This is a genomic window from Streptomyces sp. NPDC030799 (assembly GCF_055572255.1).
Map to the genome: position 1 here is coordinate 285,896 of NZ_JBVIDS010000007.1, position 11,760 is coordinate 297,655.

Sequence of the window (11,760 nt, forward strand, 5' to 3'; positions counted from 1 at the left end):
CGGGAGTCTAGGCCCTGTTAAAGAGCGGGTAAGCAGCCCGTCACGGGCTGAGACAGGTGATGTGCCCGGGGGTGGGGTTTTCCCCCGGCGGCGGAGGGCGGCGTACCGCATGGCGCGCAGGGCCCAGCGCACGGCAGGCTGACCGGTATGACCGCTACCAGCTCCGCCACCGGCCGGGCGGCCGACGGCACCGACCGGCTGCCGCCGGTCCGGCCGGCGTACGACACGCACACGTGGAAGGAGATCCTCCATCTCCTGCTGAACCTCCCGGTGACGGTGTTCGGCTTCGTCTACGCGATCACCGTGCTGTCCGTCGGCGGGTCCCTGACGCTCACCGTGATCGGTCTTCCGCTGCTGGCGCTCAGTCTGCTGGGCGCCCGGCAGCTGGGGAAGCTGGAGCGGTCCCGCGCCCGGTGGCTGCTCGGGGTGCGGGTGGAGGAGCCGACTCCGCTGCCGCTGGCCCGGGGCGGCGGGTGGATGCAGCGGCTGTGGATGGCGCTGAAGGACCCGGTGGGCTGGCGGACGCTGCTCTACGACGCCATCCGGCTGCCGTGGGGGATCCTCACCTTCTGCACCGTGCTGACCTCGCTGTTCGTGCTGTGGCCGGTGCTGCCGTACCTGGCGCGGGGACTGGCGAACGCGGACCGCTTCATGGTCCGCGGACTGCTGTCGCCGTCGGACGAGCTGGAACGCCGTATCGCCGAGCTGGAGTCGGACCGCGGGGTCGTGGTCGACACGGCCGCCGCCGATCTGCGGCGCATCGAGCGGGACCTGCACGACGGGGCGCAGGCCCGGCTGGTCAACCTGGCCATGGGGCTCGGTCTGGCCAAGGAGAAACTGCTGGAGGATCCCGACTCGGCGGCGGCGATGGTGGAGGAGGCGCACGGCGAGGTGAAGCTGGCCCTCCAGGAGCTGCGCGACCTCGCCCGCGGCATCCATCCGGCCGTGCTCACGGACCGGGGTCTGGACGCGGCCCTGTCCTCGGTCGCCACGCGCTGCACGGTGCCGGTGAAGGTGACCGTGGACCTGCCGGACCGTCCGGCGCCTGCCATCGAGGGCATCGCCTACTTCACCGTCTCCGAACTGCTGCAGAACATCAGCAAGCACAGCCGGGCCCGGTCCGCGTCGGTGGACGTGTGGCGGGCGGAGGAGCGGCTGCTCATCCAGGTCCGCGACGACGGCCGTGGCGGCGCCCGGCTGGAGGGCGGCACCGGGATGCGGGGCCTCGCGGAGCGGCTGGGCGCGGTGGACGGCCTGTTCGTCCTCGACTCCCCGGCCGGCGGCCCGACGGTGGTCACGGCAGAGCTGCCGTGGCGGGACCGGACGGAGTAGCGGACCGCGCCGCACACGGGTGCGGCGACTACGGCCCCATGCGGGTGCGGCAGCTACGGGCCCCATGCGGGTGCGGCGACTGCCCCGGGGGCGGCCGGCCACGACGGCCCGCAGCCGGCCGACGCCAGAACCCCTACGGCGCATCCCCCACGACGGGCCGACGGAACCGAGAAGCCGACGGCGCGGGACGAACGGCCGACCGCCGGAGGCAGGGGTGGGGAAAACCCCCGGCCCAAGACGCCGACGGACTCCATGGCCCGGTGCCCCGCGGCGCACGACTCTGGAGACACGGCTGAACCGCCGCAGGGCGACGAGAACAGGACGGAATCGATGGCCACGGAGTACGGACACGGCTACGGGCGGGAGGACGGGCACCCCGCCGGAAGCGGCTACCGGCTGCCCGCCGCGCTACGGGCGCCGTTCGAGGCGCGCAGCTGGCGCGAGTTCGGTTACGTCCTGCTGAGCCTGCCCCTGTCCATCGTGCTGTTCACGTGGACGGTCACCATGGCATCGCTCGGCGCGGGCCTGCTGGTGACCTTCCTCGGCATCCCGGTGCTCGCGGCGGCGCTCGCCGGCTGCCGCGGCTTCGGCGCGCTGGAGCGGGCGCGGGCGCGCGGACTGCTGCAGCTGGACGTGGCCGAGCCGGAGCCGCTGCGATTGCGCAGGCCGGGCGCGCTGGCCTGGATGGGCGCGGTGCTCAAGAGCGGCACCTCCTGGCGGAACCTGCTGTACACGCTGGTGCAGTTCCCCTGGGCGGTGTTCTCGTTCTCGGTGGCGGTGAGCCTGTGGACGACCGGCTGGTCCCTGCTCACCTACCCGCTGTGGTTCTGGGTCTTCCCGATGTACGGCGGCCAGGGCGGGCTGCAGCTGTACGGCGACGAACACCACAGCGTCTATCTCGACAACCCGTTCGAGATCACCGTGACCGCGCTGGTCGGCCTGCTGTTCACGCTGGCCACGCCGTGGATCGTACGAGCCCTGACGGCGGTGGACGGGCTGCTGGTCCAGGGGCTGCTCGGGCCGTCGCCGCTGTCGGCGCGGGTGGTGGAGCTGGAGTCGGACCGCGGGGTCGTGGTCGACACGGCCGCCGCCGATCTGCGGCGCATCGAGCGGGACCTGCACGACGGGGCGCAGGCCCGGCTGGTCAACCTGGCCATGGATCTGGGGCTGGCGAAGGAGAAGCTCCGGGAGGATCCGCAGGCGGCGGCGCGGATGGTGGACGACGCGCACGGCGAGGTGAAGACGGCGCTGCAGGAGCTGCGCGATCTCGCCCGCGGCATTCATCCGGCCGTGCTGACCGACCGTGGTCTGGACGCCGCGCTGTCCTCGGTCGCCTCCCGCTGCACGGTGCCGGTACGGGTCGAGGTCGATCTGCCGGCCCGCCCGGCGCCGGCCATCGAGGGCATCGCCTACTTCACGGTCTCCGAACTGCTGCAGAACATCAGCAAGCACAGCCGGGCCCGGTCCGCGTCGGTGGACGTGTGGCGCGCGGAGGACCGGCTGATGCTGCAGGTGACCGATGACGGGGTGGGCGGCGCGGACGTCTCCCGCGGCTCGGGCCTGGCCGGTCTCGCCGGACGGCTGGACGCGGTGGACGGCGTCCTCGTGGTCGACTCCCCGGCCGGCGGCCCCACCCGGGTGATCGCGGAACTGCCCTGGCGTGCCTGACCCTCAGGGGCCGATGCGGACGACGGCGCCGGAGCGGGCCCGGCCCGTTACGCCGTCGTAGCCCCGGAACGGCACACGATGCGTTCACGGGCCGCCGCCGTCTGCTGAAGGCGGGGCCCACCGGGAAGGGTGGTGCCGGTCTGCCGGCCCACCGCAGTCGCCGGCCGACCGGCCCGGCACCGGCCCCCTCCCGCACCCGATCAGCAGAACGCATGCAAAAGATCAACGCATGCAAAAGAGTCCAGAACCCCCCGCGCCGGGACGCCCTCCCCACCCCCGGAGGGCGCGGTTGTGCAGGTGCGGCGGGCGGCGCCGGCCGAATGCTGGAATGCTGGACCTCCGTACGGACGGCGTCGTAGAGGAGCGGGCACGGGCATGGGGGGCCGGGAGATCGTGGAGAACAGCGTGCGGGTGGTCATCGCCGAGGATTCAGTGCTGCTCAGGGAGGGCCTGACCCGGCTGCTGACCGACCGCGGGCACGATGTCGTGGCCGGCGTCGGGGACGCGGAGGCGCTGGTGAAGACCGTCGCCGACCTGGAGGCCCAGGGCATGCTGCCCGACGTGGTCGTGGCGGACGTGCGGATGCCGCCGACGCACACCGACGAAGGTGTACGGGCGGCCGTACAGCTGCGGAAGGCGCATCCGGGGCTCGGGGTGCTGGTGCTGTCGCAGTACGTGGAGGAGCGTTACGCCACCGAGCTGCTGGCCGGTTCCAGCCGGGGGGTGGGCTATCTGCTCAAGGACCGGGTCGCCGAGGTGCGCGAGTTCGTGGACGCGGTGGTGCGGGTGGCCGGGGGCGGTACGGCGCTGGACCCGGAGGTGGTGGCGCAGCTGCTCGGCCGCAGCCGCAAGCAGGACGTGCTGGCGGGGCTGACCCCGCGCGAGCGCGAGGTGCTCGGGCTGATGGCCGAAGGACGGACGAACTCGGCGATCGCAAGGCAGCTGGTGGTCAGCGACGGGGCCGTGGAGAAGCACGTCAGCAACATCTTCCTGAAGCTCGGCCTCGCCCCGAGCGACGGGGACCACCGCCGCGTGCTGGCCGTCCTGACGTACCTGAACTCCTGATCACCGGGACCTCGGAAGAGGCTCCTGAGCGCTTCCCGGGCGGGTACCCGGACAGGGAGGACTCAGGAGACAACCGAGGGACGCTCGGGAACTTCTTGATCGGAGTTCCGGCGGCGCGGGTCATCATGCGGGAGAGTGAGAAGCAGCGCGAACAGGCCGTCTCGAAACGCCGTCCAATCCTCGGATGGCCTCGGGAAGGCGACCCTAACCGACGTAGGGTTGATCCTGGGATGGTCCGTGGGACGACCACCCGACGGACAGCCGCCTCGAAGGAGGTCCAGTTCAGTGACCAGCCAGGTCAGCAGCCCAGCGGAGCACACCGACGGAACCGTCGTGGGAGAGCAGCGCAAACCGGGCGGCGCCAAGGACGTGCGGCGCCTGGACCGGGTGATCATCCGGTTCGCGGGGGACTCGGGTGACGGCATGCAGCTCACCGGTGACCGGTTCACCTCGGAGACCGCATCCTTCGGCAACGACCTCTCCACCCTCCCCAACTTCCCCGCCGAGATCCGCGCCCCCGCCGGCACCCTGCCCGGTGTCTCCAGCTTCCAGTTGCACTTCGCCGACCACGACATCCTCACCCCCGGGGACGCGCCGAACGTGCTGGTGGCGATGAACCCCGCCGCTCTGAAGGCGAACGTCGGCGATCTGCCGCGCGGCGCCGAGATCATCGTCAACACGGACGAGTTCACCAAGCGCGCCCTGCAGAAGGTCGGCTACGACACCGACCCGCTCCAGGACGGCTCCCTGGACGGCTACAACCTCCACCCGGTGCCGCTGACCACCCTCACGGTGGAGGCGCTCAAGGAGTTCTCCCTCTCCCGCAAGGAGGCCGAGCGCAGCAAGAACATGTTCGCGCTGGGTCTGCTGTCGTGGATGTACCACCGGCCCACCGAGGGCACCGAGAAGTTCCTGAAGTCGAAGTTCGCCAAGAAGCCGGACATCGCCGAGGCGAACATCGCCGCGTTCCGCGCGGGCTGGAACTTCGGCGAGACGACGGAGGACTTCGCCGTCTCCTACGAGGTCGCCCCGGCCGCCAAGGCCTTCCCGGTCGGCACCTACCGCAACATCTCCGGCAACCTCGCCCTGGCCTACGGCCTGGTCACGGCCTCGCAGCAGGCGGATCTGCCGCTGTTCCTCGGCTCGTACCCGATCACCCCGGCCTCGGACATCCTGCACGAGCTGAGCAAGCACAAGAACTTCGGCGTCCGCACCTTCCAGGCCGAGGACGAGATCGCGGGCATCGGTGCGGCGCTGGGCGCGGCCTTCGGCGGCTCGCTCGCGGTCACGACGACGTCCGGTCCCGGTGTCGCGCTGAAGAGCGAGACGATCGGCCTCGCGGTCTCGCTGGAACTGCCGCTGCTGGTCGTCGACATCCAGCGCGGCGGCCCGTCCACGGGGCTGCCGACCAAGACCGAGCAGGCGGACCTGCTGCAGGCGATGTTCGGCCGCAACGGCGAGGCGCCGGTGCCGATCGTCGCGCCGCAGACCCCGGCGGACTGCTTCGACGCCGCTCTGGAGGCGGCCCGGATCGCACTGACGTACCGCACACCGGTGATGCTGCTGTCCGACGGATACCTGGCCAACGGCTCCGAGCCGTGGCGGATCCCGGACCTGGACGAGCTGCCCGACCTGCGGGTGCAGTTCGCCTCCGGCCCCAACCACACCCTTCAGGACGGCACCGAGGTCTTCTGGCCGTACAAGCGGGACCCCGAGACCCTCGCCCGGCCGTGGGCGATCCCGGGCACCCCGGGTCTGGAGCACCGCATCGGCGGCATCGAGAAGCAGGACGGCACGGGCAACATCTCCTACGACCCGGCCAACCACGACTTCATGGTCCGCACCCGGCAGGCCAAGGTCGACGGCATCGAGGTGCCGGACATCGAGGTCGACGACCCGCACGGCGCCAAGACCCTGGTCCTGGGCTGGGGCTCCACCTACGGGCCGATCACGGCGGCGGTACGACGGCTGCGCGCGGGCGGCGAGTCGATCGCGCAGGCACACCTGCGCCACCTCAACCCCTTCCCGCGCAATCTCGGAAAGGTGCTCCAGCAGTACGACAAGGTGGTGGTCCCCGAGATGAACCTCGGGCAGCTCGCCACCCTGATCCGGGCGAAGTACCTGGTCGACGCCCACTCCTACAACCAGGTCAACGGCATGCCGTTCAAGGCGGAACAGCTCGCCACGGCTCTGAAGGAGGCCATCGATGACTGACGCCGGCAACGGACTGCTGCAGCTGGTCCCCAAGGCCGAGGCCAAGCAGTCGATGAAGGACTTCAAGTCGGACCAGGAGGTGCGCTGGTGCCCCGGCTGTGGTGACTACGCGATCCTCGCCGCCGTGCAGGGCTTCATGCCGGAGCTGGGGCTGGCCAGAGAGAACATCGTCTTCGTCTCCGGCATCGGCTGCTCCTCCCGTTTCCCGTACTACATGAACACCTATGGGATGCACTCCATCCACGGCCGCGCCCCGGCGATCGCCACCGGCCTGGCCACCAGCAGGCGGGACCTGTCGGTGTGGGTGGTCACCGGTGACGGCGACGCGCTGTCCATCGGCGGCAACCACCTGATCCACGCCCTGCGCCGCAATGTGAACCTGAAGATCCTGCTGTTCAACAACCGGATCTACGGCCTGACCAAGGGCCAGTACTCGCCGACCTCCGAACTCGGCAAGATCACCAAGTCGACGCCGATGGGCTCGCTGGACGCGCCGTTCAACCCGGTCTCGCTGGCGCTCGGCGCGGAGGCGTCCTTCGTCGCCCGCACCATCGACTCCGACCGCAAGCACCTGACGGAGGTGCTGCGCGCGGCGGCCGACCACCCCGGCACGGCCCTCATCGAGATCTACCAGAACTGCAACATCTTCAACGACGGCGCCTTCGACGCCCTCAAGGACAAGCAGCAGGCCGAGGAGACGTTGATCCGTCTGGAGCACGGGCAGCCGATCCGCTTCGGGTCCGACGGCGCACGCGGCGTCGTACGCAACCGGGCCACCGGTGACCTGGAGGTCGTCACCGTGACGGCGGACAACGAGGCGGACGTCCTGGTCCACGACGCGCACGCCGCGTCCCCGACCACCGCCTTCGCCCTGTCCCGGCTCGCCGACCCCGACACCCTGCACCACACCCCGATCGGTGTCTTCCGCTCGGTCGAACGGTCCGTCTACGACACGGCGATGGCCGACCAGCTGGACACCGCCATCGAGCAGAAGGGCAAGGGCGACCTGGCCGCGCTGCTGGCCGGCGGGGACACCTGGACGGTCGTCGGCTGACCCTGCTGTTCGCTGTCACGAGGCCCGGGAGCGCTCTTCCCGGGCCTCGTCGTATGCCCGGCGGGCGCTGAGCACGTCGTCCATGCGGTGCTGGGTCCACTGCGCCAGCGCCCGCACCTGCTCCGCCGCCTCGCGGCCCAGCCCGGTCAGGGAGTAGTCGACGCGCGGCGGGATGACGGGCTTGGCGTCCCGGTGGACGAGGCCGTCGCGCTCCAGGGTCTGGAGGGTCTGCGTGAGCATCTTCTCGCTGACGCCACGCCCGCCGAGGCCGCTGATGGCCCGCCGCAGTTCGCTGAACCGATACGGGCGGTCGAGGAGCTGGATCAGCACCAGCACTCCCCAGCGGCTGGTCACATGCTCCAGGACCAGGCGATGGGGGCACATGGCCTCGCCGTCACCCTTCCACTCACTTACCGCCATGCACGTACCTTACTTCAAAGTGGGTACTTTCCATGAGTTAGCGCCCCTCCTAAGGTGAGTGCCATACCCAGAACACGGCACCCCCAAGGAGTTCCCCACCATGAGCATCGTCATCACCGGAGCCACCGGACACCTCGGCCGGCACGTCGTGGAGCAGCTGCTGGAGAAGGTTCCGGCCCAGCAGATCACCGCCGTCGTCCGCGACGAGACGAAGGCCGCCGACCATGCGGCCCGCGGGGTGAAACTGGCCGTCGCCGACTACAACGCCCCCGAGACCTTCGACGGCCTGTTCGCCGCCGGCGACAAGGTCCTGCTGATCTCCGGCAACGAGTTCGACAAGGGACGGGTGCGGCAGCACCAGGTCGTCATCGACGCCGCGAAGGCGGCCGGCGTGGCGCTGCTCGCGTACACCAGCGCTCCGGGCACCCTCACTGCGGCCCTGGCGGACGACCACCGGGCCACCGAACAGGCGCTGCTCGCCTCGGGCCTGCCGTACACCCTGCTGCGCAACGGCTGGTACCACGAGAACTACACCGAGAACCTGGCCCCGGTACTGGAGCACGGCGCGGTCGTCCAGGCCGCCGGCGAGGGCCGCGTCTCCTCGGCCGCCCGCGCCGACTACGCGGCCGCCGCGGTCGCGGTGCTGACCGGCGAGGGCCACGAGAACACGACGTACGAGCTGGGCGGCGACGAGGCGTGGAGCTTCGCCGAGTACGCCGCCCGGTTGAGCCGGCAGACCGGCAAGGAGATCGCCTACACCCCGGTCTCCGTCGAGGCCCTCGCCGGCATCCTCACCGGCGCCGGGCTGCCCGGCCCGCTGGCCGCGGTCCTGGCCGGCGTGGACGCCTCGATCGAGAAGGGCGAGCTGGTGGTCTCCTCCGGGGATCTGTCGCGGCTGATCGGCCGTTCCACCACCCCGCTGTCGGAGGCGATCACCGCCGCGCTCAAGGGCTGAGCGATCCGGCAGCACCCGGGCTGTCATGACCGTATGGCGATACGGCCATGACAGCCGGGGGTGTTCGGCGCTACCTTCGTTCTCGCATGCCTGATGTGAGAGGGAGGGGCTGTGGCCGGGAAGTCCAAGGGTGAGCACCGGATAGGCCTGCTGAACGGCTTCGCCGCCTACGGCCTGTGGGGCCTGGTGCCCCTGTTCTGGCCCCTGCTGAAGCCCGCCGGGGCGGTGGAGATCCTCGCCCACCGCATGGTGTGGTCCCTCGTCGTCGTCGCCGTCGCCCTGCTCTTCGTCCGGCGCTGGGCGTGGGCCGGAGAGCTGCTGCGCCAGCCCCGCCGGCTCGGGCTCATCGCCGTGGCCGCCGCCGTCATCACCGTGAACTGGGGCGTCTACATCTGGTCCGTGAACTCCGGCCATGTGGTCGAGTCCTCCCTCGGGTACTTCATCAACCCCCTGGTGACCATCGCGATGGGCGTGCTGCTGCTGAAGGAGCGGCTGCGGCCCGTGCAGTGGGCCGCGGTCGCGACCGGCCTCGCCGCCGTCGTCGTCCTGACCGTCGGCTACGGCCACCCGCCGTGGATCTCGCTCGTCCTCGCGTTCTCCTTCGCCACCTACGGCCTGGTCAAGAAGAAGGTCGCCCTCGGCGGTCTGGAGTCGCTGGCCGCCGAGACCGCGATCCAGTTCCTGCCCGCGCTCGGCTATCTGCTGTGGCTCGGCGCGCACGGCGACGCGAGCTTCCTGAACGACGGCGCCGGACACGCCGCCCTGCTCGCCTCCACCGGTGTCGTCACCGCGCTGCCGCTGGTCTGCTTCGGCGCGGCGGCGATCCGCGTGCCCCTGTCCACACTGGGCCTGCTGCAGTACCTGGCGCCCGTCTTCCAGTTCCTGTGCGGCATCCTCTACTTCCACGAGGCCATGCCGCCCGAGCGCTGGGCCGGATTCGCCCTGGTCTGGCTGGCCCTTTTCCTGCTCACGGGCGATGCGCTGCGCTCCGCACGCCGGCCGAGGGAGCCGCTCGGGGTACCGCGGGTGAACACTCCGGACTCCGCGCCCGTGGATGCGTGAACCGGGGGCTGCGCTCCCATGGTTGCGTGAACCGGGGGACTCCGCTCCCGTGAACGCCGCTGATGTCAGTGCTCCCCGCTATAAGTGGTGAGCATGTCGACTCATGCGCCCGTCGAGGCCCCCGCCCCGCTGCACTGGAAGCTCGTCATCGACGCGGCCGACCCGCACACCCAGGCCGACTTCTGGGCCGCCGCGCTGCACTACACGGCCGAGGACAACAGCGCCCTCGTCGAACGGCTGCTGTCCCTCGGTGCGTTGCCCGGGGAGGCCACCGTCGAGTACCACGGCCGCCCCGCCTTCCGTGATCTGATCGCCGTACGGCACCCCGACGACCCGTACGACCCGGAGACCGGCACGGGACTCGGGCGGCGACTGCTGTTCCAGCGCGTCCCGGAGCCGAAGACCGTCAAGAACCGGCTCCACCTCGACCTGCACGCCGGTGCCGGGCAGCGCGCGGACGAGGTGGCACGGCTGCGGGCGCTGGGCGCCCAGGTACTGCGCGAGGTGAAGGAACCCGGCGGCGAGTGGGTACTGATGACGGACCCGGAGGGCAACGAGTTCTGCGTGCAGTAGGGCCGCCCCCGGGACCGGCCCCGGCAGGGCCGGTTGTCAGCCCTGCGCGGCGCGGGCCGCCCGGTCGGTGAGGCGCACCATGCGGGCGCGGGCGGACTCCAGCGGGCGCGGGTCGTCGGCGGCGGGGCCCGGCTCGGTGCCGAGCTCCGCCCACAGGTCGATCAGCTCCCGGCCCAGCCGCAGCCCCTCCTCCGGGTCGCGCACCGCACGCCAGGCGGTCGCCGCGCTCTGCACGTTGCCGTAGGCGGCCTCCGCGTCCCGCGCCTGCCGGCGCAACCGGGCGAGGTCCAGGGACAGCCGGCAGGCACGGACCGGATCGCCCGCCAAGTAGGCGATGTACGCGGACAGTTCCCGCAGATGCAGCACCTCCGCATGGCGGGGTCCCAGCACGGCGGACGCCTCGGCGACCGTACGGTCGGCGAGTTCCGCCGCCGCCTCGATACGGCCGTCCCGCACGGCCTCATTGATCCGCGTCATCGGCTCGGTGAGCAACTCGGCCCCCTCCGCGGTCTCGGTCACGGGCCGGTCCCCGAGCACCTCCTCGGCGACGGCGTCGAAGCCCCGGGCGGGGGTGTGGGTCGGCGCGGAGTCGCAGACGGAGGCGGTGAGGGCAGAGGCCATGGAGGCCAGGGCCGCGGGGGCGGAGACCGTGGAGGCCGGGGTTGCGGGGGCGGAAGCCGGGGTTGCAGGGGTGGAATCCATGGAGACCGGAGCCGCAGGCGCCGAAGCCGGGGCCGCGGGGGCGGAAGCCGTGGAGACCGGAGCCGCGGGAGCGGAGGGGGCCGGGGCCATGGGGGCGTATGCCGCGGGGACGTAGGTCATGGGCTCGGGCCGGGGGGCGTCGGCGACGGGCAACGGCGCCTTCCTGACGGGCATGACCGGCGCGGGGCCGAACTGTCCCGTCGGCGCCTGCACCGTGCCGGCCGGCACGGGCTCCGGCTGCGCCGCGCGGGGCACGTCCCGCGCGCCCTCCACCACGGCCGCGCCCGCCGGTGACGCCACGTCGGCCGAGCCCGGCCCACCCTGCGCAGGCACGGCCGCCGGTGACGCCCCGTCCGCCGGGCGCGGCCCGCCCGACCCGCTCGTCCCGCTCTGCGCAGCCACCCGCACCGCCCGTCCGGTGACCCGGCTGGAACCGTCCGCCGAGACCTCCAGGGGAACCACACAGCCCGCGCGGTCGTCGTGGATGGTGGCGCGTATCGGGGCGCCGAGGCTGATGGCCAGCCGCTGGAGGTGGTTGAGCACGGCCTGCTGGATCTCCTCGCCCGGCGCCGCCACCACCGACGCCCCGCCCACCGACGCGTTACCCGGGCCGAACACCCGCACGGCCACCACCGCCGGATGCACCACGGGCTGCTGTACCCGCTTCTTCTCGAAGCTGAGTCGGGCCATCGGTTTTCCCTCACTCCCCCGGCGT

The 11,760-nt window shown here is 71.8% G+C and carries 10 protein-coding genes; 8 read left to right on the forward strand and 2 right to left on the reverse strand.

Annotated features, from left to right (window positions below):
• Nucleotides 1-147 precede the first annotated feature (147 nt).
• From ACZ41I_RS19920 to ACZ41I_RS19940, 5 genes are all read left to right on the forward strand, one after another.
• On the forward strand, nucleotides 148-1,332 hold the full coding sequence (locus tag ACZ41I_RS19920; RefSeq protein WP_468324967.1) for a sensor histidine kinase: 1,185 nt from the start codon (nucleotides 148-150) through the stop codon (nucleotides 1,330-1,332).
• 330 nt (nucleotides 1,333-1,662) lie between these two features.
• The gene (locus ACZ41I_RS19925; protein ID WP_468324970.1) at nucleotides 1,663-3,000 is read left to right on the forward strand and encodes a sensor histidine kinase; all 1,338 of its coding nucleotides are present in this window, start codon (nucleotides 1,663-1,665) and stop codon (nucleotides 2,998-3,000) included.
• A gap of 375 nt (nucleotides 3,001-3,375) precedes the next feature.
• A complete protein-coding gene (locus ACZ41I_RS19930) occupies nucleotides 3,376-4,065 on the forward strand; it encodes a LuxR C-terminal-related transcriptional regulator (protein WP_468514684.1) in 690 nt (229 codons plus the stop codon).
• A 285-nt stretch (nucleotides 4,066-4,350) separates the two neighbouring features.
• Nucleotides 4,351-6,279 carry a 2-oxoacid:acceptor oxidoreductase subunit alpha gene (locus ACZ41I_RS19935; protein WP_399774858.1) on the forward strand — a complete coding sequence of 643 codons (1,929 nt, stop codon included), beginning with the start codon at nucleotides 4,351-4,353 and terminating at the stop codon, nucleotides 6,277-6,279.
• Nucleotides 6,272-7,333: a 2-oxoacid:ferredoxin oxidoreductase subunit beta gene (locus tag ACZ41I_RS19940; protein ID WP_363214185.1), complete on the forward strand. Its 1,062-nt coding sequence runs from the start codon at nucleotides 6,272-6,274 to the stop codon at nucleotides 7,331-7,333. The genes ACZ41I_RS19935 and ACZ41I_RS19940 overlap by 8 nt, the downstream gene beginning before the upstream one ends.
• 15 nt (nucleotides 7,334-7,348) lie before the next feature.
• On the opposite strand, the gene ACZ41I_RS19945 is transcribed toward ACZ41I_RS19940, so the two are convergent.
• Complete coding sequence (locus ACZ41I_RS19945; RefSeq protein ID WP_363214186.1) at nucleotides 7,349-7,753, reverse strand: winged helix-turn-helix transcriptional regulator; 405 nt, start codon at nucleotides 7,751-7,753, stop codon at nucleotides 7,349-7,351.
• A 100-nt stretch (nucleotides 7,754-7,853) separates the two neighbouring features.
• Here ACZ41I_RS19945 and ACZ41I_RS19950 point away from each other — a divergent pair, with 100 nt between their 5' ends.
• The 3 genes from ACZ41I_RS19950 (at nucleotide 7,854) to ACZ41I_RS19960 (ending at nucleotide 10,343) form a co-directional block, all read left to right on the forward strand.
• On the forward strand, nucleotides 7,854-8,708 hold the full coding sequence (locus ACZ41I_RS19950) for an SDR family oxidoreductase (protein ID WP_468514685.1): 855 nt from the start codon (nucleotides 7,854-7,856) through the stop codon (nucleotides 8,706-8,708).
• Nucleotides 8,709-8,819: 111 nt separating this feature from the next.
• Nucleotides 8,820-9,770 carry an EamA family transporter RarD gene (gene rarD / locus ACZ41I_RS19955; RefSeq protein ID WP_399774849.1) on the forward strand — a complete coding sequence of 317 codons (951 nt, stop codon included), beginning with the start codon at nucleotides 8,820-8,822 and terminating at the stop codon, nucleotides 9,768-9,770.
• Nucleotides 9,771-9,863: 93 nt separating this feature from the next.
• Nucleotides 9,864-10,343, forward strand: coding sequence for a VOC family protein (locus tag ACZ41I_RS19960; protein WP_363214189.1), 480 nt, complete (start codon nucleotides 9,864-9,866; stop codon nucleotides 10,341-10,343).
• Between the two features lie 36 nt (nucleotides 10,344-10,379).
• Here the strand turns inward: ACZ41I_RS19960 and ACZ41I_RS19965 are convergent, their stop codons facing one another.
• Nucleotides 10,380-11,735 carry a tetratricopeptide repeat protein gene (locus tag ACZ41I_RS19965; RefSeq protein WP_468514686.1) on the reverse strand — a complete coding sequence of 452 codons (1,356 nt, stop codon included), beginning with the start codon at nucleotides 11,733-11,735 and terminating at the stop codon, nucleotides 10,380-10,382.
• Nucleotides 11,736-11,760: the final 25 nt, after the last annotated feature.